Annotated in this window: 24 protein-coding genes and 1 pseudogene; 10 read left to right on the top strand and 15 right to left on the bottom strand. The window is 60.7% G+C overall.

The features are described 5' to 3' along the window. Positions 1 to 459: 459 nt before the first annotated feature. On the bottom strand, positions 460 to 1,416 hold the full coding sequence (locus RA21_RS08740) for an arginase family protein (protein WP_019298513.1): 957 nt from the start codon (positions 1,414 to 1,416) through the stop codon (positions 460 to 462). A gap of 413 nt (positions 1,417 to 1,829) precedes the next feature. Here RA21_RS08740 and dctP point away from each other — a divergent pair, with 413 nt between their 5' ends. The 4 genes from dctP (at position 1,830) to RA21_RS08720 (ending at position 5,279) form a co-directional block, all read left to right on the top strand. Next, a complete protein-coding gene (gene dctP / locus RA21_RS08735; protein ID WP_019298512.1) occupies positions 1,830 to 2,867 on the top strand; it encodes a TRAP transporter substrate-binding protein DctP in 1,038 nt (345 codons plus the stop codon). A gap of 75 nt (positions 2,868 to 2,942) precedes the next feature. Next, positions 2,943 to 3,527, top strand: coding sequence for a TRAP transporter small permease (locus tag RA21_RS08730; RefSeq protein WP_019298511.1), 585 nt, complete (start codon positions 2,943 to 2,945; stop codon positions 3,525 to 3,527). 9 nt (positions 3,528 to 3,536) lie between these two features. Continuing rightward, entirely contained in the window at positions 3,537 to 4,820 is a 1,284-nt protein-coding gene (locus RA21_RS08725) for a TRAP transporter large permease (RefSeq protein WP_029205078.1), read from the top strand. Positions 4,821 to 4,841: 21 nt separating this feature from the next. Further along, on the top strand, positions 4,842 to 5,279 hold the full coding sequence (locus tag RA21_RS08720; RefSeq protein WP_019298509.1) for a universal stress protein: 438 nt from the start codon (positions 4,842 to 4,844) through the stop codon (positions 5,277 to 5,279). Between the two features lie 48 nt (positions 5,280 to 5,327). Here RA21_RS08720 and RA21_RS08715 read toward each other — a convergent pair whose 3' ends face one another. Beyond that, positions 5,328 to 6,395 (bottom strand): Ldh family oxidoreductase, encoded by a 1,068-nt coding sequence (locus RA21_RS08715; RefSeq protein WP_019298508.1) that lies wholly within the window; start codon positions 6,393 to 6,395, stop codon positions 5,328 to 5,330. 167 nt (positions 6,396 to 6,562) lie between these two features. Between RA21_RS08715 and RA21_RS08710 the strand changes: the two genes are divergently transcribed. Continuing rightward, positions 6,563 to 7,279, top strand: coding sequence for a hypothetical protein (locus tag RA21_RS08710; RefSeq protein WP_152610522.1), 717 nt, complete (start codon positions 6,563 to 6,565; stop codon positions 7,277 to 7,279). Here the strand turns inward: RA21_RS08710 and RA21_RS08705 are convergent. After that, a complete protein-coding gene (locus RA21_RS08705; protein ID WP_082008910.1) occupies positions 7,276 to 8,208 on the bottom strand; it encodes a LysR family transcriptional regulator in 933 nt (310 codons plus the stop codon). The two genes, RA21_RS08710 and RA21_RS08705, sit on opposite strands and share 4 nt — an antisense overlap. A 56-nt stretch (positions 8,209 to 8,264) precedes the next feature. Next, positions 8,265 to 8,708 carry an Lrp/AsnC family transcriptional regulator gene (locus RA21_RS08700; RefSeq protein ID WP_019298505.1) on the bottom strand — a complete coding sequence of 148 codons (444 nt, stop codon included), beginning with the start codon at positions 8,706 to 8,708 and terminating at the stop codon, positions 8,265 to 8,267. Positions 8,709 to 8,849: 141 nt separating this feature from the next. On the opposite strand from RA21_RS08700, the gene RA21_RS08695 reads away from it, so the two are divergent. Both RA21_RS08695 and ctlX read left to right on the top strand, forming a co-directional pair. Continuing rightward, positions 8,850 to 9,920: an ornithine cyclodeaminase gene (locus RA21_RS08695; RefSeq protein WP_029205077.1), complete on the top strand. Its 1,071-nt coding sequence runs from the start codon at positions 8,850 to 8,852 to the stop codon at positions 9,918 to 9,920. Further along, a complete protein-coding gene (gene ctlX / locus RA21_RS08690; protein WP_039137114.1) occupies positions 9,917 to 10,852 on the top strand; it encodes a citrulline utilization hydrolase CtlX in 936 nt (311 codons plus the stop codon). Before RA21_RS08695 ends, ctlX begins: the two co-directional genes overlap by 4 nt. Positions 10,853 to 10,998: 146 nt before the next feature. On the opposite strand, the gene RA21_RS22595 is transcribed toward ctlX, so the two are convergent. After that, entirely contained in the window at positions 10,999 to 11,292 is a 294-nt protein-coding gene (locus RA21_RS22595) for a hypothetical protein (RefSeq protein ID WP_152610521.1), read from the bottom strand. Positions 11,293 to 12,251: 959 nt separating this feature from the next. Here RA21_RS22595 and RA21_RS08685 point away from each other — a divergent pair. Together RA21_RS08685 and RA21_RS08680 are read left to right on the top strand one after the other, a co-directional pair. Further along, positions 12,252 to 12,590, top strand: a complete 339-nt coding sequence (locus tag RA21_RS08685; protein WP_039147891.1) for a carboxymuconolactone decarboxylase family protein — start codon at positions 12,252 to 12,254, stop codon at positions 12,588 to 12,590. 104 nt (positions 12,591 to 12,694) lie between these two features. Beyond that, the gene (locus RA21_RS08680) at positions 12,695 to 14,425 is read left to right on the top strand and encodes a sigma-54-dependent Fis family transcriptional regulator (protein ID WP_082008909.1); all 1,731 of its coding nucleotides are present in this window, start codon (positions 12,695 to 12,697) and stop codon (positions 14,423 to 14,425) included. Positions 14,426 to 14,500: 75 nt separating this feature from the next. Here the strand turns inward: RA21_RS08680 and RA21_RS08675 are convergent, their stop codons facing one another. The 8 genes and pseudogenes from RA21_RS08675 to RA21_RS08640 all read right to left on the bottom strand — a co-directional run. Beyond that, positions 14,501 to 16,078: a GMC family oxidoreductase gene (locus RA21_RS08675; RefSeq protein ID WP_039147887.1), complete on the bottom strand. Its 1,578-nt coding sequence runs from the start codon at positions 16,076 to 16,078 to the stop codon at positions 14,501 to 14,503. Positions 16,079 to 16,090: 12 nt separating this feature from the next. Continuing rightward, positions 16,091 to 16,684: a hypothetical protein gene (locus RA21_RS08670; RefSeq protein WP_152610520.1), complete on the bottom strand. Its 594-nt coding sequence runs from the start codon at positions 16,682 to 16,684 to the stop codon at positions 16,091 to 16,093. 35 nt (positions 16,685 to 16,719) lie between these two features. Beyond that, positions 16,720 to 17,418 carry a lipoate--protein ligase family protein gene (locus RA21_RS21960; RefSeq protein ID WP_052257620.1) on the bottom strand — a complete coding sequence of 233 codons (699 nt, stop codon included), beginning with the start codon at positions 17,416 to 17,418 and terminating at the stop codon, positions 16,720 to 16,722. Further along, positions 17,415 to 18,101: a 2-oxo acid dehydrogenase subunit E2 gene (locus tag RA21_RS08660; protein ID WP_039147885.1), complete on the bottom strand. Its 687-nt coding sequence runs from the start codon at positions 18,099 to 18,101 to the stop codon at positions 17,415 to 17,417. The genes RA21_RS21960 and RA21_RS08660 overlap by 4 nt, the downstream gene beginning before the upstream one ends. Next, the gene (locus RA21_RS08655) at positions 18,098 to 18,331 is read right to left on the bottom strand and encodes a biotin/lipoyl-containing protein (protein ID WP_039147883.1); all 234 of its coding nucleotides are present in this window, start codon (positions 18,329 to 18,331) and stop codon (positions 18,098 to 18,100) included. The genes RA21_RS08660 and RA21_RS08655 overlap by 4 nt, the downstream gene beginning before the upstream one ends. Positions 18,332 to 18,402: 71 nt before the next feature. Further along, the gene (locus RA21_RS08650) at positions 18,403 to 19,428 is read right to left on the bottom strand and encodes an alpha-ketoacid dehydrogenase subunit beta (protein ID WP_039147881.1); all 1,026 of its coding nucleotides are present in this window, start codon (positions 19,426 to 19,428) and stop codon (positions 18,403 to 18,405) included. A gap of 21 nt (positions 19,429 to 19,449) precedes the next feature. Then, positions 19,450 to 20,436: a thiamine pyrophosphate-dependent dehydrogenase E1 component subunit alpha gene (locus RA21_RS08645; protein ID WP_241483488.1), complete on the bottom strand. Its 987-nt coding sequence runs from the start codon at positions 20,434 to 20,436 to the stop codon at positions 19,450 to 19,452. Positions 20,437 to 20,913: 477 nt separating this feature from the next. Further along, positions 20,914 to 21,189: pseudogene (locus tag RA21_RS08640) on the bottom strand (IS3 family transposase); the annotation flags it as partial. A 58-nt stretch (positions 21,190 to 21,247) separates the two neighbouring features. On the opposite strand from RA21_RS08640, the gene RA21_RS08635 reads away from it, so the two are divergent. Further along, positions 21,248 to 22,651 carry an IS30 family transposase gene (locus tag RA21_RS08635; protein ID WP_193748062.1) on the top strand — a complete coding sequence of 468 codons (1,404 nt, stop codon included), beginning with the start codon at positions 21,248 to 21,250 and terminating at the stop codon, positions 22,649 to 22,651. On the opposite strand, the gene RA21_RS22255 is transcribed toward RA21_RS08635, so the two are convergent. Both RA21_RS22255 and RA21_RS08625 read right to left on the bottom strand, forming a co-directional pair. After that, positions 22,611 to 23,276, bottom strand: a complete 666-nt coding sequence (locus RA21_RS22255) for an IS3 family transposase (RefSeq protein ID WP_152610519.1) — start codon at positions 23,274 to 23,276, stop codon at positions 22,611 to 22,613. The genes RA21_RS08635 and RA21_RS22255 overlap by 41 nt on opposite strands. Continuing rightward, a complete protein-coding gene (locus tag RA21_RS08625; protein WP_039147873.1) occupies positions 23,273 to 23,569 on the bottom strand; it encodes a transposase in 297 nt (98 codons plus the stop codon). Before RA21_RS08625 ends, RA21_RS22255 begins: the two co-directional genes overlap by 4 nt. Positions 23,570 to 23,613: the final 44 nt, after the last annotated feature.

Below are 23,613 nucleotides of genomic sequence, written 5' to 3'. Positions count from 1 at the left end.
GGTTGCGGGAGCAGGATTTGGACACTGTTTCATTCAAGCCCGATAACTTACGACTGCGTCGCCAACCGCCATCCGTTGCAAGCGTAGTCTAGTTTTCTCGTACGTCCGCTGTGCGCAGTTTTCTGCCTTTGCGAGGCAAAGGCGGCTGGGCATTGCGGATCGGCGCGACCGGCCCATAAGGGACACTCGTTACCATCCATTCGCCGCATTGCAGCGGTCACCAAAGCGGCCCTTCGCACTCGGCTGCAGCATTTCAAACTGGCTAGTGCCCTATGGGCAGGAAAATTCAGCAATTTGTTGCAGAGGCGATCTGGGCTGTACCGCATGATTGCTAAACACAGCCCAGATCGCCTTAACCTCGGTGCTTCAGAAAAGTCATTGGCCCTTATCAGGCCATACCGACTATCCGAAGCGGACTCCGGTCCGCTCGAAGAAAGTGACAATAGCCAAATGGAAAGATTATGCCATCTGCTGGCGCGCGATAATCCCCATCGTTGCAGCGACGAGCCGCGATACCGTGATACCGCCAATGCCATCCACATCCACTTCTGGCATGATCTCGGTAAAATCGATTGCCGCGATGGATCCGCGCTCTGACGCCCCCCGGATAAGATCCAGCACCTGATAATAACTCAGGCCGCCCGGCGCCCGCCCGATTGTATTGGGCGCAATGCTGGGATCCATAGCGTCGATGTCGAGACAGACAATCACATTTGCACCGGATTCAATTTCTGCCAGTGCAGGTTCGATCCCATTGCGGTGTACATCAGGGCCAGTAAAGAATTTCACCCCCCAAGTCAGCGCATCCTTGTAGTCATCCGTATGGGCCGAGCCGATGCTGCGCGCTCCGACCTGGATGATTTTGCAGATGTGATCCATTTCGGAGGCACGGCGCATGGTTGACGACAGCCCCTGGGTTTCCCCCATATGCTCATGCCGCCAGTCGATATGGGCATCGATCTGCAGAACGGTGTAGGTCTTGCCCGTCTCTGCGAGCGCCTCCAGCATGGGGACGGGTACGGAATCGTCGCCGCCGACCAGGACCGGGACCACACCGCGGCCGGCAACCGCCGAGATCGCCTCACGGATTGCGGCGCGGTTGGCGGCGAAATCGGTCTCGCTCCAGGGCAGATCCCCGCAGTCCACCGCCGGTTTGGTGCCGGGCGGGAAGGTGGGGCCGCCCAGATCGAAATTGTGGCGTTCAATGTTTGCGGTCAGGGAGGCAATGGCGCGGCGCAGCGAGTCCGGCCCGTTGCGGCAGTAGGCGCCGACCGAGCCGTAGGGCGTCGCGCAGGGTGCGCCGATGAAAACGGAGGAGGCGTCGATCCGGGTCAGATCGCTGCAAGCCTTCAGGCCGAGGAATGTCTCTGCGGAGGTTGCTCCAAACAGTGCTGCGAGATCGGGTTTATCTGTCATGTTCCTATGTCCCTTGGCTTCCTCCAGATCCAGGCCTGCCCCTCCGCGTTGCAAATACGTGGCCCTGCCACCGCAGCGACAGGGCCAGGAGACGGCAGCGCCCTGGACTGCTCATTTCCGGATCAGACTAGGCAATGAGACCGTTCCGAAACATCTGTGATCGGCAAAGTGTACTTGCTGGGTTGGGGCTGCAACGGGTGTTTGGCAGCCGCGGCGGCCGGATGTGTCGCCTTTGGGCGAAGTGAACATCGCACGCGCGGAATTTAACTTGTCGCTCTGGAACAGGACTTTTGGCCGACCCCTTTGACCGGCGAGGCGGCGCACATGCGCCTGCCGGGCAGACGGGACAACACAGCTCGAATGGTGCGGGTCCGACCGCCCGCGCCGATCACTGCAGGATAGGGAGTGAACACATGAAGTGGTGGAAAGCAGAACCCCGGAAACTGGCGGCAAGCGCCATTGCAGCCGCGGTAGCGGCAACCATCGGCCTGGCCGCCTCCGGCGCGCGTGCGGATACATGGAAATTTGCCTTTGAGGAGGCGATTGACGAGGTCCAGGGCAAATTTGCGCAGCGCCTCAAGGCGGAAATCGAACAGAATTCGGATCACACACTTCAACTGTTTCCCTATGGCACGCTGGGCGAGTCCGACGATGTGATGGAACAGGGCCAGGCGGGCATTCTGGAATTCATCATTCAATCCCCCGGCTTCACTGGCGCCCTGATCCCCGAGGCCCAGGTTTTCTTTGTTCCATATCTGCTGCCCAACAGTCCGGAGCATCTGGCCAATTTTTTCCGCGACAGCGTGGCGATCAACGAAACCTTCAAGGGGATCTATGCAGAACAGGGTCTGGAACTGTTGCAAATGTTCCCGACCGGCGAAGTTGTAATGACCACCAAGAGCGAAGTTCACAGTCCGGCCGACCTCAACGAGGTCAAGTTTCGCGTGATGACCAACCCGCTGCTGGTGGAGGCCTACAAAGCGTTCGGCGCGGTGCCGACACCGCTGCCTTGGGGCGAGGTCTACGGCGGGCTGCAGACCAATATCGTGCAGGGGCAGGAAAACCCGACATCCTTTGTCTGGTCTACCAAGCTGTACGAGGTGACCGACGTGATCACCTTTACTGGCCACAGCAACTTCACCACCGCCTTCATGGCCAACAAAGAGTTCTTTGACGAGCTCAGCGAGGCGGACAAGGAAGTTGTGCGCAATGCCGTTTCGGCAGCCTTCGAGTATATCGTCGCGTACCAGAAAGGCCTGGAAGAGGAGTCCCTGAAGAAGATCCTTGAGGCCAAGCCGGACATGCAGGTTGTCGTGCTGAGCGAAGAGGAACGGGCGCCGTTCCGCACGGCTGCCAAGGCGGTGGAAGCAAAGTTCGTCGAGATGACCGGCGACCGCGGTGCTGCGATCCTGGAACAGATGAAGGCGGATATCTCCGCCGCGATGCAATAACGCAGACCGACGTTCCGGAACAGGGGCTGACCGCCGGTCTGTGGTCAGCCCCGCCAGGTGCAGGGGAGACGTCCGATGGCGCAGGACACATCCAAATCTTCGAAATACAGCTCGGCCCTGCCGGGCATACCGGGGGCAGTCGACACATGGGTCAGCCGGATCGAAGCCTTTCTGCTGGCCGCGGCGGTCATGCTGATGGCGGTGAACACCGTGTCTAATGTGGTAGGCCGTTACTTCTTTCAGCAGAGCCTCTTCTTCTCCGAGGAGTTGAACAGGATCCTGATCATCCTCGTCACCTTTTCCGGGATCGGCTATGCGGCGCGCCATGGCCGCCACATCCGCATGTCGGCGGTCTTTGATGCGCTGCCCTCCGCGCTGCGCAAGAAGATGATGATCGTGATCGCGCTGGTCACCGCGGCGGTGATGTATGTGCTGTTCTGGTTTTCCATCGACTACGTGTTTTTTAACGTCGCCCCCAAGGGCCGGGTGCTGCCTGCCTTGGGCATACCTGTCTACTGGTCCTATCTCCTGGTGCCGCTGGGGTTTTTCATCGCCGGAACGCAATACGCGCTGACCGCGCTGAAGAACCTGTCCGGCACCGGAACCTATCTGTCGACCCATGTGCGCGAGGGGTACGACCAGGACGAAATCGAGCTGTAGGACCCGCCGATGGCACTCAAGATTACCTCCATAATGATCGTCCTGCTGCTGGCAGGTTTTCCGATGATGGTCCCTTTGCTGCTGGGCTCGGGCTACGGGTTCTACGAGACCTTCGGGGGCTTCGGAAAAATGGATTTCATGGTGCAGCAGATGCTTGCCGGGATCCGCCCCGCCTCGCTGGTGGCGGTGCCGATCTTCATTCTCGCGGCGGAGATCATGACACGCGGGCAATCGGCGTCGCGGCTGATCGACCTGGTGATGACCTTCATCGGCCATATCCGCGGCGGCCTTGCCGTATCCACCGCCGTTGCCTGCACCCTGTTCGGCGCGGTGTCGGGGTCGACGCAAGCCACCGTTGTCGCCGTTGGCTCGCCGCTGCGGCCGCGTATGCTGCAATCTGGCTACAAGGATTCCTTCACCCTGGCGCTGATCATCAATGCCAGCGATATCGCCTTCCTGATCCCACCCAGCATTGGCATGATCATCTACGGCGTGATCTCGGGCACCTCGATTGCCGAGCTCTTCATTGCCGGCATCGGGCCTGGCCTTCTGATCATGGTGCTGTTTTCGGTCTATTGCGTCATCCATGCCAGCAGGAACAACGTGCCGAAAGAGCCTAAAAGCAGCTGGCGCGCGCGCCTGGCCGCGTTGCGGGCAGCCTTCTGGCCGATGGGCTTCCCCGTCATCATTGTCGGCGGCATCTATGGCGGGGTGTTCAGCCCGACCGAAGCGGCCGGGGCCTGCGTGCTTTACGCCATCGTTCTGGAATTCGTCATCTTCAAGACGCTCAGGCTGGCGGATCTCTACAAGATCGCAAAATCCACCGGATTGATCACATCGGTGGTGTTTGTCCTCATCGCCGCGGGCGCCGCCTTTTCCTGGGTCATCTCCTTCGCCCAGGTGCCGCAGACAATTCTCGGGTCGATCGGCATCGACGGGATGAGTCCGAAGATGGTGCTGGCGGTGATCTCGCTGTCGTTCTTTGTGGGCTGCATGTTCGTTGATCCGATCGTGGTGATCCTGATCCTTGTGCCGATTTTTGCGCCGGTCGTTGAAGCCAACGCGCTGGATCCGGTCCTGGTCGGGACAATCATCACCCTGCAGGTGGCAATCGGCTCCGCCACACCGCCGTTCGGCTGCGATATCTTCACGGCGATTGCGATCTTCAAACGGCCCTACGCAGACGTCATCCGCGGAATATTCCCGTTCACTTTCATCCTCCTGAGCGTGGCGGCGGCGCTGATCTTCTTTCCGCAGATCGCATTGTTCCTCCGCGATGTGGCGTTCCGGTAGGCAAGCAGCAGGAGTAGCACCATGTACCAGAAAATCCTATGCCCGGTGGACGGCTCCGATGGGTCCGGCAAAGCCCTGGACGATGCGGCAAAGCTCGCAAGGCTGACGCAGGCCCAGCTGCTGATACTGACCGTGTTCCGTCATCACAGCCTGCTCGACGCGTCTCTGTCCATGGTCGACGTGGATGATCCGGACACGGTGGAGGATGTGCTGCGGACCCATGCGGTGAGCATCTGTGACAAGGCAAAGTCGGCAGCTTTGCAAAGCGGTGCAAACAATGTCCGCGCGGTGGTGAAACGCGGCCCGCCTGCGCGGACGATCCTTGGCTTTGCAGAACAGAACGGCGCCGACCTCATCGTTCTGGGCGGGCGCGGGTCCGGGGATTCGGAAAACTACCTGCTCGGCAGCGTCTCGCACAAGGTCACCAGCCTCGCGAAATGTTCGGTGCTGGTCACCTGAGCGGCCGCCGGAGCGGCACGGCCTGACGGCCGTGCCCAAGGCTGCTTGCTACACTGCGGGTAGTTCGACGCCGAGCTTGCGGGCAGCGGATGCCGCCAGCTGCCATTCTTCATCCCGCACAAAAATGCCATGGGCTAGGTTGTCACGCATTGCCTCCGCCGCCTTGCCGCCATGCAGGCGCACGCGGTCGAACCCATTGGCCGCACGCGAAGAATTGAGGGTTTCAACCATCCGCTCCGCCGAGCCTGCGAACTCCGCCGGATCCTGGAACTTGGCGATATCGATGGCGATGAAGGTCTGGCCATAGAACGCCTGCCGGTTCACCCCGTCCGAAGGATGCTCATCCTGCCAGCTGCGTTCGCCGCTCAGGAGCGAGGCGAGCAGTTCGACGATCAGCACCATGCCGAATCCCTTGGGCCCGTCCGGGAGCAGCGCCCCGGCCATGGGCGACTCCCGGTCCATCGGGTTCAGAATGACCTGCGTCGGGTCGTCGGTGTAATTCCCTTGCGTATCAACCAGTTGCCTCCCAGACAGTTTGTGACCATCGCGGGCCGCCAGCACGGTCCGACCCATCGAATTGGCGCTGGTGGCCATGTCGATCACGATGGGATCCCGGCTGCCGGCAGGCACCGCGAGCGAGATCGGGTTGGTGCAGAACCAGGCATCGCGGCCACCCCATGGCGCGACCAGTACCGGCCCGGTGCTCATCGACATGCCGATCAGTCCCTGTTCCATCGCCTGGATCGCGTAGTTGGAGGCCATGCCGTAGTCCGCGCCGCCGCGCAGACTGACAAATCCGATGCCGCAGGCGCAGGCCTTTTCAATGGCCAAATCCATCGCGAATGTGCCGCTGATCTGCCCCATGCCCCGTTTGCCATCGACAAGCGCCGAGGCGGGATTGTCCCGGATGATTTCCGGCGCCCGGCCAAAGGCCATTGCCCCTGCGTCGAACAGTTCAACCAGATAGGGCAGCAGCCCCATCCCTTGCGTCGTGTGCCCGCGGATGTCCGCACGCAGAAGGCAGGTGGCAAAGGTCGCTGCCTCGCGGCCGTCCGCCCCCAGTTTGCGGGCAAAGCCCGTGTAGAGTGATTTCAGCTTATCTTCTTCAATCCGCATGACATTCTCCAAAGGCCAGATATGCCCCGCCTGTAGGGGGCCCGCCGGACGGTAGAGAGAGACACCTGTCGAACAATAGCCGGGCAGCGATGTTCACTTCGCGGCTTTGCGGTTTCAGCGCGGCGGCGCGGATGCCAGCCTGTCCCTGTCAACGCTACAGGTGAGAAATGACTGTCTATCGATTGCTTCCCCAGGCGCAGGGCTATGGCTATGAGATCGGCCTGCTGCTGCTGAACCTCGTCGAAACGCATGTACCTGGCGACACCGCCCATGCGGGCACCTACGAATACCCGGTGCTTATGAAGGTGGTGGAGACGGCCGATGCCGGGCGGGTGACCCGCGGCGACAAATCCATCGAACAGGAAATCGTTGCCGCCGCGGTTGAGCTGGAGCGCATGGGGGTGAAGGCGATTTCCAGCAATTGCGGCTTCATGCTGCATTATCAGGATGCAGTCCGGGAGGCCGTCAACGTGCCGGTTTTCCTCTCCAGCCTGCTGCAATTGCCGCTGATTGCCAGGTCGATCCGACCGCGGCAGAACATCGCGATCCTGACGGCCTTTGCGGACAGGCTGACGCCGGATGTGCTGCGCCTGGCGGGCCTGCCAGATGATGCCGGGTTGGTTGTGTCAAGTATCGAGACCACGCCTGAATTCCGCAGCATGCAGCATCAGGACCTGGATACGGAAGCTTTCGGGCACCGATTGGAGCAGGCCGTGCGCGCACTGTGCAACGGCCCGGAGGATGTCGGCGCGCTGCTGCTGGAATGCGCGGTCTTTACCCCTTATGCGGCCCGGCTGCAGCAGGCAATCGACGTTCCGGTCTTTGATTTCGTATCGCTCATCGATCACGCCCGGCAGGTCACCCACCGAAAGGCGTATTTCTAGCTCTCGCTTTGCAGCACGTTCCCCGTCAAACCCGAGGCAAGGCTGGTGAATATCTGCGTTGCCGAGCTTTCATCATCAGCTCGCACCGCGAGGCACATGCGTGAATCATAGTCCATTTCCGGGTGGGACAGCGGCCACAGGTCGCCTGAGGCCACATAGCTACTGACATGGCGTGCAGGCAGGTAGCCGATGAACTTGCCCGACAGGATCAACAGCAGCTGGCATTCGACATCCACGGTTGTCGCCGCCACGTTCAACGCCCGCGAGGAATAGGGTGCCCACCCTTCCATATGCGCCCTGTCGGCAAAGGGGGCGGCGCGCAGCTCCTCCTCGGCTGGTGACTTACCGTAGAGAGGGTGGTTGCGCGCGCAGAACAGGATCTGAGGGTTCCTGGCTTCCAGCTCCAGCACCTTCAGACCAGCCAAAGGTCTGAAAACAGGCAGAATGATCACGCTGAAGCGTTTGGCGGTCAACTCCCGCACCAGCGCTTGCGGGGAGGCCAGCCGCAAGTCTAGGTGAAGGTTCGGGGCTTTCTCGGCAAAAGCGCCAAGCAGTTTCGGAATGACGCTGTCCTTGACCTGCACAACGCTGTCCACCGTCCCGGCATAGAAGTTGCCAGTCAGATCGTCGCGCACCTCTCCGACCTTCAGGCGGAACCTGTCGAGATCTTCAAACAGTTCGATCGCCGCATCATAGAGCTTTTCACCCGCGTCGGTGAGGCGGAACCCGGACCGGCCGCGCAGACAGAGCTTAACCCCGAGGCGGTCTTCGAGCTTGGTGATGTACCCGCTGATCGTGGATTGCCCGATATTCAATTCGGTCTGTGCCGCCGAAAATCCGCGATTTCGTGCAACGCTCACAAACACTCGCAATAGCCGGAGGTCAATGTCTTGAAGGTTTGGAATCGGGCGTGATCTTAAGCTGGGCATTCATCGATCGCTCTGAATGAATCGGGGCTAAAAGTTCCCTTTTGCCAATGTAAAAGTCAAACGCTTGAGAGCAAAATGCTGGTCTCGCTGTTCATGACACCATCGATCAGCCGGACTTCGCGCAAGACACGGTCGAACTCCTGCAAGCTGGCAACTGTTATTTCTGCGATCAGATCCCACTTTCCACTCGTGGTATGCATCAGCGTCAGTTCCGGCAGGCCGCGCATCTTGCGGATCACCTGCGAAGTGTTCTTGCCCATCACCTCAATCATCATGATGGCGCGGATCTGGTCGGCTTCATAATCATCACGCACACGGGCGGTGAACCCCAGCAGCGCACCGCTCTCCAGCAGCCGGTCGAGGCGGGTCTGCACGGTGCCGCGCGACACGCCCATAATCTCGGCCAGTTTCGATACCGGCGCGCGCCCGTCCTTGCGCAACAGGCTGATCAGCAGCCGGTCGTGATCGTCGAAGATATGTTTGGCGCTGCTTCGCTGCATCGTCCCCGTCCCGCAAATTGCTCAATCACCTCCAGCATATTGCTCTATAGAGGTGCCTCAAACTTAGCAAAGTTTGGATTTTCTCTGCAATCTGCATGACGGATGCTGACGGCAAGTCAAAACGAAAAACAGGATGACGCCATGTCCGCACCCGCCCCATCGGAACGCGCCTACGTTCCCTTTGTCAGCGTCGACAACATGATGCAGCTGATCCACCGGATCGGCATCGAACCCATGCTGGCCGGTATCGCCACCTATGTCGAAGAGGACTTCCGCCGCTGGGAGCTATTTGACAAAACCCCGCGCGTGGCGGCGCACTCAAAGGAAGGTGTGATCGAGCTGATGCCGACATCGGACGGCACCACCTACGGGTTCAAATACGTGAATGGCCATCCCAAGAACACCAAGGAGGGCCTGCAGACGGTTACCGCCTTTGGGCTGCTGGCCGATGTTTACACCGGCTACCCGCTGCTGCTGACAGAAATGACCGTGCTGACCGCCCTGCGCACCGCTGCCACCTCAGCCGTGGTGGCAAAACACCTGGCGCCCAAGGGGGCCCGCACCATGGCGATGATCGGCAACGGCGCGCAATCAGAATTCCAGGCACTAGCAATGAAGGAAATCTGCGGCGTCGACAGCCTGCGCCTTTATGACATTGATCCGCAGGCCACTAAGAAACTGATGCGCAACCTTGAGGGACGCGGTCTCTCCATTGCATCCTGCACCAGCGCTGAAGAGGCGGTTCAAGGTGCCGAAATCATCACCACCTGCACCGCCGACAAGCAGAACGCCACTGTTCTCAACGACAACATGGTCGGCGCCGGCGTGCATATCAACGCAATCGGCGGCGACTGCCCCGGCAAGACCGAGCTGGCCAGCGCGATCCTGAGCCGCGCCGATGTGTTCGTCGAATACCCGCCGCAAACCCGGATCGAAGGTGAGATCCAGCAGATGCCCGAGGATTTCCCGGTTACCGAAATGTGGAAGGTCATCACCGGCCAGGCTGCAGGGCGCACCGATGACCGCCAAATTACCCTGTTTGACGGAGTGGGCTTTGCCACCGAGGATTTCTCGGCCCTGCGCTATGTCCGTGATCAGCTGGAGGGAACAGGCCTCTATCAAAAACTCGATATGCTGGCCGACCCGGATGATCCGCGCGATCTGTTCGGCATGGTGCTGCGCGCTGCTCCGGTTGCGGAGGGGCCGGCATGATCCGTTCTTCAGTACAGGCCCCCGGCGCCGTGGTGATGGTGCGTCCCCACCACTTTACGGTGAACACCGAAACCGCGGCTGACAACGCGTTCCAGGCGGTTGCGAACGCCAATGGCCGGGATGAAGCGGACACCGCCCGGCGCGCCTATGATGAACACTCCCGCGCGGTGGAGGTTCTGCGCGAGCATGGTGTGCGCGTGCATGTGTTCGAAGGCGAAGACCCGGCCACACCCGATTGCGTCTTTCCCAACAACTGGTTCTCAACTCACGCAGGCGGTCATGTGGCCGTCTATCCGATGAAGGCTCAAAACCGGCGGCTGGAACGGCGCCAGGACATTCTGGAGATGCTCAAGGCCGAGTACCGGGTGCAGGACATCATCGACTATTCCGGGCTGGAGCCGGACGGGCTGTTTCTGGAAGGCACCGGCGCGATGGTGCTCGACCACATCAACCGGGTGGCTTACGCGGTGGCCAGCGACCGCACCAACCCGGTGGCGCTGGAACGGTTCTGCACCCATTTCAACTTTGAGCCGATGGTGTTCGAGGCCCAGGACAGCCGGGGCACGCCGGTCTATCACACCAATGTCCTGATGTGCATCGGCACCGGCTTTGCCCTGATCGGCACTGGCATGATCACCGATCCCGCCCGGCGGGCCGAAGTCGTCGCAAGGCTGGGTGAAACCGGCCGGGATGTGATCGAGCTCAGCGCAGCCCAGATCGCCGGTTTTGCCGGCAATGCCATCGAGCTGATGGGCTGGAACGGCCCGGTGCTGGCGCTGTCCCAAGCGGCCTATGACGTGCTGACACCCGGGCAGCGCAGCCGCATCGAAGTCCATGCCATACTGGCGCCGCTGGAGATCCCGACCATCGAAATGGCAGGCGGGTCGGTGCGCTGCACCATTGCGGGCATCCACCTGGCCAGCCGCGGCTAGAGAGAGCAGCAAAACACCCGCTCAGAACTTGAGCGGGTCTACCATTGTTTCCTATATCTGGCCGGTCACAGCCCCTTGCCGCTTCCCAAGGGACTGTCGAGTAAAGATCGGTACGGAGCGGCCCCTTCCGGACCTTCGCCCTAGCTTCAGCATATTGGGGCGACCTCGCAAAGAGGCGGCGCGGTTTGCTGGACAGACTTTTCCATTTGTTTCCATTGAGCGTCGCCAAGAGTTTCAAAAAACTTCGACTGATAACCAATCTTGTCGCCGTTATTTAGTAACCAGATAGCCTCAACACCGCCATCGCCGCCCCGCCCATCATTGGGCTGAAATTCATGAGCGTTTTCTGGTGGCTCTCTTCGCGCGAGAACTTTTACCAAAGCTTCAAACGAGTCCCGTCGTCCGGTTTCGAAACCATTAATCTCTTGAAGGTTGATCATTTAAATTAATGCCGATTCCGCTGATTAGAAACTCAATGTGAGGGTGGGTTCCCAAATGATCCAGCTAGAAGCGCCAAATCCCAGCCCCAGTCCATCTTTCATTAGAACAGTATCGGTCTAACCGCCAAGAGGCTTCTTGGATATCTTTTTGGTGCATTCGATGTAGACTGCCCGAGGCTTTGGAATGTCCGCTCTGCCCGATGTGCATGATAGCTTTGCGAACGCAGCTAAAGTCTGGTTTCCGCCCGACCTGCATGTGCTGGCCCGTCAGGCTGGTCGCCAGGCATGGGGCCGCTTCGGGCTGGCTTGAGCCGATCAAAACTGGCCTGGGGCAGGCTGGTGCTGGATTCTCGGTGCTGTGCCGCCGCATGGCGGCAGAGAGCCCATACCGGACCTGTCAAAATTGTGCTGCGAACGCACACAGCACGCTGGTGCGCTGCATTGCCGAGTTTTTCCCGACGCAGGGCAGAAGAAAAAGCGGGCTTTCCCGCAGGCTGCGACCATTCTGAATCCAGGAATTCAAGCAGTGCTGGAAGGATCCGTTTGTGGTGCTGCATTCTGATCGCGCTTCGGACGCCGGTTCAAAAGGTGGAGATGTCGTACACCGGGACCATCCTGAAGAACTCTTCCCGTACTTTCAGATGGTTTCCGCCAAGGACGTATCGCCCCTCTGTGTGAAGCACGGAGTGCAAATGGATCCGGGCAGCATCGAAATAGGGCAGTAAGCCCGCTACTCTTCGATCTTCCCACCTGCGGGCAGCGAACAGTCAGCGACTGTCTCATTCACATGCACAATGAGACAGTTTTAGGATCGCTAGCGAGTGCCCAGACCTAGCGCTTTCTAAGCGCAGGGAGACTAGCAATACTTTGCAAGCAACATGGCAAGAAAACAGACGCAGCCAGCCGCGGGCAGATCCGCGAACCGGCCGTCCAATAGTACTTGACGGAGAACTCAGAAATTGACGACAGCTTACAAGGACCAAGCCACGGCAATCGACAAGCGCGCAGGCGCGCTGTTCAAAGCGGCACCAGGGGTCATGTCACCCTACAGCCAGCTTGTGAAAGCGGCTTCAGCTGAGGCAGCGCTGAGCAGCAAAACCAAGGAATTGATGGCGTTTTCGGTCTCCATCGCGATCCGCTGCGAGGATTGCATCCTCTTCCACTTGCGCGCTGCGCTGAAACATGGGGCCAGCCGGGATGAGGTGATCGAGGCGATCTCTGTTGCGGTCGAGATGGGCGGCGGGCCGTCAGTGGTTTACGGCGGACGGGCTTTGGAAGCGCTGGAAGGCTTGCTTTGACTATCGTTCGGGTTTGCCCAGGTTGGACACAGAGCATGATTTCAGCGAAACTTGCCTGACAAACGGGAAGCAACGGAAAGGCTGAAGAACAGGAGGTGCAAGAAATGTCCGCTTTTTTGGACAGGACATCCGTGGACAAGCTGATCCGGTCCTCACGGGAGCGGAGCCAATCCAAGCACAGCCTGACGTCAAGCACCAGAAACCCGATCCTGCGGCTGCAGGCCGGTGAAATCATCCACCGCAATGAGAGGTTTCTGGATCAGGCTGGTGCGGCGGCGGCAGAGGTCGACAAATCCGCTCTGCTGCCCAGCCGCTCTAGGTATTGTTTGCTGATCACTGATGCCGACGGAATTGTAGTTGAATCCTATGCGCCCGAGGGGGTGGAGGCGGAATTTCAAAGAAGCGGCCTTGTCAGAGGCGCGGTATGGGATGAGCGTGTTGCAGGCACCAATGGGATTGCGATGGCGATGCAGTCCGGCCGGGTCCTGACGGTACGCGGAGGCGAGCATTATTACGATTGCTTTCACCAGCTCAGCTGCAGCTCAGCGCCGCTGACCGATGCCCAGAACAACCTGATCGGAACAATAACGCTGGTGGGATCTCTGCATCGGCGTCCCGAGGAGCACTCCTTGTGCGAGCAGGTCGTGCGGCGAGCCTCCCGTCAGTTTCAAACACGCCTGTTTCGCAATTTTCACGCGGACAAGCTCACCGGGCGCGTGTTGTCGCAGGACTTGGAGCGGAACCGCATCTTTGAAACCCTGGTGGCCTGCGATGAAGACGGTGTCATCATCTCGCACCTGCCGCTCTGGCGCGATGCCGCACGGCCGATCGAACACCAGGGTCTTGCAGGGCGTTACATTTCCGATTTGAAAAACCTTAAAATCAGCCTGCGCGGACCGGCTTTGGTTCCGCCCAAGCGCAAGGTGCTGCACCCCGATAAGCCGCGCCTTCCTGCGCGGATCGACAAGGACGCTACACTGGGGCGGCTGATTGCGGAGGGCGGCGGCTTGCCGGTCTTGGCGGAGCGGGCCCGCAAACTGGTGGCGCACCGGGTGCCACTGCTGATTTGCGGCGCGCCTGGCGCAGGGGCCGGACGGTTTGCCCGGGCACTTTTGGAAGACCAGAATCTCGACAATCCAATGGCGCTTACACTTGATGCGGCCCGCAACGGCACCGAAACCGACCTCGCAGAGGCACTGAAAAGCCTGGACTTCCTCAGCGATTACCCGGTTGGCGACACAGTCCCGACGCTGATCCTGAAGAATGTCGAAACTCTGCCGGCGGAAGCGCAAGCAGTCCTCGAACGCTATCTTGACAGCAGCCAGGCAGACAGCGGCTCAAAGGCGCATCCTCCTGTGGTGCTGTTCACCGCAGGCAAGCCGTGGCTGCAGCTTGAGAGTGACGAGGGTATTCCTAGGAACCTCTTGTATCTGCTGGCGCAGTCAGTTGTTGAATTGCCGCCGGTTACCGAGCGGGATTGCGAGACGGTGCTGGCCAATGTCATCGCGGAGAGTTTTGATACCCCCATCGAGATCGCTGAAAGCGCTCTCGATGTGCTGACCGGTTACCATTGGCCGGGCAACAGGAGGGAAGTGCTGGCTGTTCTGCGCGAGGCGGTGATTTGCGGCAACGGCAGGCGGATCAACGTGACCGACCTGCCGGCACGCTTGCTGGCGCCGCGGGAGGAAAATTCCAAGGCGCTGACACGGGCGTCGCTGCGGGACGCGCTGGACAGCACCAACTGGAACGTGACAAAAGCCGCGCGCCTACTGGGAAAGAGCCGCGCAACGCTCAACCGCTGGATTGCCTCGGAGGGGCTGCAGCGTCCGGAGTAATCCTCCCCCAAAAACACAAAGATACGGCCAGGCGCCAAGGCCCGGCCGCAGTCAGGGAGTGCGGTCTTTGCCGCGTCAGATGTTCTGCGCGTTCATTTCCTGTGCGATGTATTCCGCCTGGCGGATGGCCAGCGCCACGATGGTCAGCGTCGGGTTGCAGGCCGCCGAGGAAGTGAACTGGCTGCCATCCGAGACAAACAGGTTATCGATGTCATGCGCCTGGCCGTAGGCATTGACGACACCCTTGGCGGGATCGGCGTGCATCCGGTTGGTGCCCATGTTGTGGGTCGCCGGATAGGCGGGCAGTTCATAGACATCGGTGGCGCCGACGGCCTCGTAAATCTGCGCCGAGGTCTCATACATATGTGCCGTCATCTCGTAGTCGTTGTTATGCGGGGTCTTGGAGACGACCGGCACCGGCAGACCGTGCTGATCGGTCTCGCTGCCGTGCAGAGTGATCGCGTTGCGCTCCTGCGCCAGATCCTCGCCCAGCACCCAGACTCCTGACATCCGGTCGTAGTTTTCCAGCGCGCCTGCCACACTGCGGCCCCAGCCGGTGTTTCCCGGTTCCAGGAAGGCGGCCATGAACGGCAGGCCAAGCGATAGGAATTCAAGGTAGTATCCGCCGCTGAACCCGCGCGAAGCGTCGTGGTAGACTTCATCGCCGACGATCCCGGCCACCGAGGTGCCGCGGTGCATATGCACCTTCTCCGGCAGCACCGCATAGACTCCACCGGTGGTGTGGTTCATGTAGTTCTTACCCACCTGACCGGAGGAATTGGCAAGGCCGTCCGGGAACATCGCGGAGGCCGAGTTCAGCAGCATCCGCGGGCTTTCGATGGAATTGCCCGCGACGCAGACAACACGCGCCTTCTGGCGGTGCTGGTTGCCCTCGCTGTCTGCATAGACCACCGCGTTCACCTTACCTGCATCGTCATGCTCGATCCGCAGCACCATCGCATCGGTGCGCACCTCGCAGTTACCGGTGTCTTCGGCGCGGGGCAGTTCGGTGTACATCGTCGACCACTTGGCGCCGATGGCGCAGCCCTGCATGCAGAACCCGATCTGCTGGCAGGCCGGGCGGTCATCACGTTCAACCGAGTTGATCGCCATCGGTCCCGAGCGGTAATCGCTGCGCCCGGTGCGGCGGCAGCCTTCGGCCAGCACCCGGAACCCGTTGTTCCAGGGAAGATGCGGCATGCCGGTGGTTCTGCCGGTGACGCCCATCTTCAGCTCGGCCTTTTCATACCACGGTGTCATTTCCGCCAAGTCGATCGGCCAGTCTTCGACATTGGCGCCGTCGATTTCGCCATAGGTGCTGCGGGTCTTGAACTCGAAATCCTTGAACCGCAGGGCGACGCCCGCCCAGTGGATGGTCGAGCCGCCATAGCCTTTCACGATCCAGGCCGGCAGCGTCGGGTGGTTCACCGCTCCGTGCCAGCCGCCGCCGGAATAGCGTTTATCCAGCCAGGAGATTTTCTGGAACATTGCCCATTCGTCGTTTTCGATATCGCTCAGGTCAAACCGCTTGCCAGCTTCCAGAACAACCGATTTGACACCTTTCTGGGCCAGTTCGTTTGCCAGGGTGCCACCGCCCGCGCCGGAGCCGATGATGACAACCACATTGTCGTCGTTGAGGTCGAATTTTGTCATGTCAGCCTCCCCTTATGCCTGAACGTCGGCCATGCGTTCCTCAAGGGTCGGCCCCTCGGGAACAAAGGTGATGTCGGAGAACCCACGGTCGATGTAGCCGCCGTGCTCAACTGAGGAGCCCTCGTAGCCGAATAGCGGCCAGACTTCCTTGTTGTCGTAGATGCCAAAGTAGGCGGTCCAGCGGACGCCCTGAAAGAAGCCCTCGTCCTGAAAATGGCGTAGCAGGCCTTCGCGGGCATCGGGATCTTCGATGCCAGTATAGGGGGTGTCGAACAGCTCCTGCGCCTTTGCGTCGATCCGCGCCAGACCGTCAGTCAGCCCCTTTGCGGTCTCGGTGTCACCTTCAGCGTTCTTCATCACCGTGGCGGCTATCGCCTCGTAGTGTGAAACCTGCAGCACATCCGGATGCGGGTAGATATCCTGGATCATCCGCAGCAGGCTGGCGCCCTGCGCCTCATCCAGCACCGCCGATGACGCCAGCGATACGCTTCCGAGCATGGCATTGGTGGTGACACCGGCCAGTGTGGTCGTCATCAGGAACATGCGGCGGTTCATGGCGGCACGGCCGTCCTTCTCCTTGCCGCGTCGGTGGAATCTTATTGTCATGGTTACTCTCCTCCCAGTGAGTGGTGTTGATGCGGTCAGGCCGCTTGTTTTTCGCGGCGCGCCAGAGCAGTCAGCCGGTCCTCCGCGGCTCTTATCAGGGCGCCGGGAAAGGCTGATTGGTTCATGCTGCCGAGCAACAGCGCGTCCGCGGCAATATGGGCAGTGGCCTGCAATGGCGGCTCTGCCGGGAATGCGACAGCCTGCAGCTGCTGCAAGACCGGCCACAGATCCGGCTGCGGCGTCTGGATCAGGATCGCGGCATGCGCCAGCACAACCCGCCCCTGCGGCGCGGCGCGCCAGCGTTGTGCGGTGCCTGCCAGCTTGCGGCCGCCTGCAAGAACGTTCCAGGCGCCATCGCAAAAGGCGCCCGGGCAGGCGCCGGTTTCTGCGGTGATGTCAAACCGGGTCAGCGCCTCAGTCACTGCGCCGCAGATCATCCGGTAGCCGTCCTCCACCGTGAATCCCGCCGTGCAGGGCAGTACCATGGCAAGGTTCAGGGTGGCGGAACCTTGCGGAACTATGCCGCCGCCGCTGCCGCGGACGGTGACCGGCCAGCCCCGTTCCGCCGCTTCGCCCAACGCGCGCTGCATCCCATCCCTGCGTGCCACGGCAACCGGAACCACCAGTGCGTTTTCTGCCGCCTGCCACAGCATCAGCGCAGGCTTGCCCCGTTGCAGCAGCGCAGCCTCCCGTGCAATGCCGTCTGCGGCGGTGGAAAACGGCGCGGTGATCATGGCGCGAAACCTTCGATCGCCTCGCAAAGGTCCGAAAGGAACTCCGCCGCCGGGGCACCGTCGATGGCCCTGTGGTCAAAGGTCAGCGACAGGCCCGCATAAGGCTTCCAGGCGATGCCATCGCCGTCGCGCACCGCGGTTTCGACCGTGCGTCCAATGCCGAGAATGGCAATCTGCGGCGCATTCAGGATCGGCGTGAACTGCTCCACCCGGCTGAGGCCGAGGTTGGAGACCGTGAAAGTGCCGCCTGTCATCTCCGGCACTGTCAGCTTGTTTGTCCTTGCGCGGGCCACCAGATCCCGCCGCGCAGCCCGAAGGCCTTCAAGGTCCAGGCTTTCCGCCCCGAAGATCGCGGGTGCCGCCAGCAGGTTGCCCGGCAGGGCGATGGCAACCCCCAAATCAATGGCATCCGACAAATGCACCGCGCGGTCCTGCACGGTGCCGTTGATGTCCGGATGGTGCCGCAGAGTTCGGACCACCGCACCCATCAGCAGGTCTTCGACCGACAGCGCGGTGCCCGCTTCCTTGAGATGCGCCTTGGTTGCCAGCAGTGCAGTCATGTCTGCCCGTGCATGGTGGGTCAGCTGCGCCGCGTCGCGCAGCGAGGCGCACATCTTGTCAGCGATCATCCCGCGTGCCCCGCGCAGGGGAACCACAGCAGGACTTGCCGCCTGCACGGTCATGAGACCGCTCCGATCACGTCGCCCTTGGCCGCAACTTCGTCCTGCTGCTTTGCGATGCTCAGGGTGCCGCTTGCCGGTGCGGTGATTTCGTACTGGATCTTGGCCGTCATGATCTCGGCAATCAGCGCGCCCTGGGTGACTTGCGCGCCGTCACTTGCCAGCCAGGCGGTGATGACGCATTCGTCGTCGCCTTCCCACAAGCCGGATGGAATGATGATATCGTTAGCCACTTGGCAATCTCCTCTTGCCGCCGCCCCGGCACCGCGGGGCAGCTGATTGTTTCTAGGAATTTTGAGTGCGTTCAGGCCGGAACCGGCGCCCCGCAAAGTTCGCGGGCGGCTGCGGCGATTTTGTCCGCATTGGGAAGGCAGTGCTGTTCCATCACCCGGGCAAAGGGGATCGGCACATCCGGATAGGCGATCCGCCGCGGCGGCGCCTTCAGGTCTGACATGTTGCTCTCGGTGACCGTGGCGATGATCTCACCCGAGACGCCGTAGCTGTGATAATCCTCATCGACCACAATCAGCCGCCCGGTCTTGGCGACGCTGGCGCGCACCGTTTCGCGATCCAATGGCACCAGCGAGCGCAGATCGACCACTTCGGCGCTAATGCCTTGCTGGGCCAGCGCATCGGCGGCCTTCAGCCCGTGATGCACGCCCTGGGCAATTGACACGATCGTCACATCGCGCCCTTCGCGGGCAATGGCCGCCTTACCGATCTCAACCTCATAGCTTTCTTCCGGCACATGGGTAATTGCGCCCGCCTCGGTGCCCAGCCAGCCCATCCCCTGCAGCCCTTTGTGGAACATGTAGATCACCGGGTTCGGATCGCGCAGCGCCGCAGTCATCAGCCCCTTGGCGTCATAAGCGTTGGAGGGGCTCACCACCTTCATGCCGGGCAGATGCGCAAAGCTGCCGTAAAGGCACTGCGAATGCTGCCCCGCATCCGAATAGCCGCCGCCGGTCGAGGTCATCAGCACCATCGGCACGTTGAAATTCCCGCCCGAGAAGTAGGTGTTCTTGGCCATCAGGTTGTAGATCGCGTCAAAGCAGACGCCGAAGAAATCGACGAACATCAGCTCCACCACCGGTTTCATCCCGTCCTGCGCCGCGCCAACCGCAGCGCCGATAAAACCGGTCTCCGAAATCGGCGTGTCGCGGACGCGCTCCTTGCCAAACTCCTCCAGCAAGCCGCGGGTGTTGCCGAAAACGCCGCCCAGTTCCGCAATGTCCTCGCCCATCACAAAGACGCTTGGGTCGATCCGCATCTCCTGCGCCATCGCCTCGGCCATGGCCCGTGCGATTGTCAGTTTCCGTTCATTTTCCATGTGTTTTCCTCCCTCAGGCTTTCAGGCAAAAACGGCTGTCAGCGCGTCTTCGGGTTTCGGATCGGCGCTGTTGCGGGCAAAATGGATCGCTTCATCCACCGCCGCCTGGGCGCTGGCTTCCAGCGCGTCCAGTTCGGCATCCGTAAAGCTGCCATCCGCCAGCAGCCGGGCGCGCATCACCGGGATCGGGTCCTTGGCAAACAGCCCGTCTTTCTCGCCATCAGGGCGGTAGCCCTCGGCATCGCCCATGAAGTGACCGGCCAGCCGGTAGGTCTCGACCTCGATCAGCGTCGGGCCTTCGCCGCGGCGCGCCCGCGCGATGGCTTCGCCTGCCACCTCGTAGATCTTCAGGGGGTCGTTGCCGGGAATGTAATGGCCAGGAATGCCATAGGCCGCCGCCCGGTCCGAGTTGCGCTTGATCGCGGTGGAAGCTTCCTTGGAGACCGAAATCCCCCAGGCGTTATCCTCAACCACCACCACCATCGGCAGCTTCCAGACCGCCGCCAGGTTCAGCGCTTCGTGAAACGCGCCCTGGTTTGCCGCGCCTTCACCGATGAACGAAACCGCAACCCCCGGCTTGCCCTGGATCTGACGCGACAGCGCCGCGCCGGCGGCGGGGCCCATGCCCTGCGCGATGATGCCGGAACAGGCGAAATTCACCTCGGCATCGAAGATATGCATATGGCCGCCGCGGCCGCCGGAAAGGCCGGTTGCCTTGCCGAAAATCTCGGCGGCCATCTTCTTCAGGTCCACGCCCTTGGCAATCGCCTGATGATGCGGGCGGTGCGTGGCCGTGACCACGTCCCCGGCCTCAAGATGGGCGCAGACCCCCACGGCAACGGGCTCCTGACCGTCCGACAGGTGCATCTCACCCGGGATTGGACCGTCCGCCATGTTGAAGACAGGCGATTTGCCTTCCATGTAGATCTTTTCGATGGCGTTCTCGAAACGACGGCTTGTCACCATCTTTTCATACATCCACGCCAAGGTGTCTTTTGCTGGCTGCATAATTCCTCTCCTCCTTGTCAGAGAAAAGGCTGCCGCGCTAACGGTACCGTTGACAGTGTTTTCAGGCGCCCGTGAACGGATCGTGAAAAACTGTCTCATTCAAGGGGCCAGTGAGACAGCGGCCTGAAAAAAGAAGCACCAGGAATGGTGTTTAGCCGCCGCCGGGGCAAGCGGAGACCGGAAGCCTGATGTTACTCAGGGCTGCATCAGGCTGGAATCACCGAATGTGCTGCGGTTATGAACTGATGCGTTCTCGGCAGCAATCCGGACCTTCGCCCGGAGCCTTGCGCCGGATGTGCGGGCATAGGTTGCGAACTTTTGCACCTGCATTCGCCAAAGCGGCTAGGTCCATTGCCCCGCTCCTCGATGGTTGATCGTAGCTGCGGCGAATGGACGGTTTGATTTCCGGGTGTCATCGCAACTTTGAATAACCGCTCTGGAGTTCGTCCCGGTTTCCGGACAGTTTGATTATTGACCCTATGCAGCGTTTTTCCAATCCATGGTTTCGTATGCTTGCGCGGGGGTTTGGTAGCCGATGGCGGAATGACGCCGCTGGCGATTGTAGAAGACCTCAATGTATTCGAAGATCGCCGCCTTTGCCTGGACGCGCGTTTTGAAGCGCTCCCGATGAACCAGTTCCTTTTTCAGTGATGCGAAGAAACTTTCCATTGGAGCGTTATCCAGGCATTCGCCCGTACGGCTCATGGATTGCGTGATGCGTGCCGCCCCGAGCAGTTTGCGGTATTCTCCGCCTGCGTATTGGGCGGATTCAACCGGTCGTCGCAACACCCCGTTGTTGGAGGTGTAGATGATGACAGGAAGACGGAAATCCGAGCGCTCGACGCGGCGTAAATTATCCTCGCCAGGTCGACCGCCAGTCTGGCAGCGTGAGAATCTATGCCGGTTCTGGCGGGAGATTACAGCGGGGCTATCCAGCGAGGAAGCCGCCGTTGAAGCGGGTGTCTCTGCTCCTGTCGGAACCCGATGGTTTCGGAGTTCTGGCGGCATGCCACCAACACATCTTGCGCCTTCAACACCGCCGCCAAAGGGGCGAAACCTTTCTTTCGCGGAACGCGAGGAAATTGCCTTGGAGTGCGCAAGGGGCACGGGCGTGCGCGGTATCGCCCTCAAGCTGGGGCGCGCGCCCAGCACGATCTCCCGAGAAATCAGGCGCAATTCGGCGACCCGTGGCGGAGACTTCGACTACCGCGCGATCAATGCGCAGTGGCACGCGGATCGTTCCGCCAAGCGTCCGAAGGCTAGCAAGCTCGCGCTCAATCCCGTCCTGCATGACTACGTACAGGATCGGCTGGCGGGCCTGATCACCACGCCAGACGGCATCGCTTTCAATGGACCTGTCGTGGTATGGAAGAAGCGGCGGGCTGTTCGTCGTCAAAGCCGACGCTGGTCCTTGGCCTGGAGCCCGGAGCAGATCTCGCAGCGTCTGAAGGTGGACTTTCCCGAGGACCCGACCATGCGCATCAGTCACGAAGCAATCTACCAGGCGCTCTACATACAAGGGCGCGGTGCGTTGAGACGGGAGCTCTCCGCCTGCTTGCGGTCTGGACGCGCTTTGCGGCTCCCTCGAGAGCGCGCCCGGAACCGCGGAAAGGCTTTCATCTCTGATGCCTTGATGATCAGTGACCGTCCGGCAGAAATCGATGACAGGGCGGTGCCAGGTCACTGGGAGGGTGATCTCATTCTCGGTCTGGGCAGTTCGGCGATCGGTACTTTGGTCGAGAGAACAACACGCTTCACGATGCTGTTGCATCTGCCGCGCATGGAAGGTCACGGAAAGACGAAGCCCATAAAGAACGGTCCAGCTCTTGCCGGTCACGGTGCCGAAGCCGTCCGTGATGCCATCGCGGGCACCATCATGTATTTGCCGGCGCACCTGCGAAGATCACTGACTTGGGACCAGGGGGCGGAAATGGCACAACACGCCCAACTCCAGATCAAAACCGGTCTCGACGTTTACTTCTGCGACCCACAAAGTCCTTGGCAGCGAGGCAGCAACGAGAACACCAATGGTCTGCTCCGCCAATACTTCCCCAAGGGAACAGACCTAAGCCAGCATGGTGCGGACGAACTGAATGCGGTTGCTCACGCGCTGAACACGCGACCACGCAAAACGCTGGGCTGGCAAACACCGGCAGAAGCACTCGACCAGCTGCTCAAACAGGATACGATCGAGGGTGCTGCGACGACCGGTTGAATCCGCCTTGCACGCCGCGATCTGAATGATGAATGAGCCCTGGAGCCGGTCCACGGCGCCCCAGGGCCATGTTCAGGGCATCACAGCACAGTTCGGATCGCAGATGATCGTCCATTGCCCAACCGACAATCTCGCGCGTGGCCATGTCTTTGAGGGCGGCGACATAGAGCCATCCTTCGTCCGTATCGACGTAAGTGATGTCAGCGAGCCAAACCCGGTTCGGGGTTGTACAATCGAACCGTTGTTCCAGCAGATTTGGCGACGGTTTGAGGCTGTGATTGCTGTCTGTGGTGCGCGGCTTTCGGTGCTTGCACAGGCGCGGCGTGACATTGTTTTCCCGCATTATTCTGGCCACGCGCCGCTCCGAAACGTCCTCGCCATCGGCTTTCAGATCCTGGTGGACCCGCTTTGAACCATACCGTTTTTTGCTTTGAGAAAACGCCTCTTTAATCTTTGGAAGCAACTCGGCGTCCCGGTCGGTACGCAGCTTTTGCTGCTGATCTCGGGCAGGTTGTGACTGGACAAAGCCGTAAAACCAGCTGCGCGCAACACCAACAAGGCGACAGAGCTGAGCGATCGGGTAAACAGTCTTGTGGGCAGCGACGAAAGCACGTTTCGCGTTCATGTCTTCGCTGCCCTTGAGGCAAAAGAAGCGGAAGCTTTCTCGAGGATCTCATTTTCCAGCTTCAAGCGTTTGTTTTCCTTCCGCAGACGATCCAGTTCCGCCGCATCCGCCTGTTGCCTGCGCAGTGCCGCCATCGATCCTGCCGCTTCGATCTCCAAGCGCCAGGTCTTCAGCTGGGAACTCGTCACACCCAACTCCCTGGCCACGCCGGTTTGTGTGGCACCAGGCTTATAAAGCCGACCAACAGCTGCGGCTTTGAATTCATCTGTGAACGTTCGTCTCGATTGTCCCATTCCATGCTCCTCTCCTGGACAGGGGTACTTTACCCCGGTGTCCG

Source organism: Leisingera sp. ANG-DT (assembly GCF_000813785.1).
In the GTDB taxonomy this organism is placed as follows: Bacteria; Pseudomonadota; Alphaproteobacteria; order Rhodobacterales; family Rhodobacteraceae; genus Leisingera.
The sequence above is the reverse complement of the archived record's forward strand: the minus strand, read 5'-3'. Positions and strand labels throughout refer to the sequence as shown.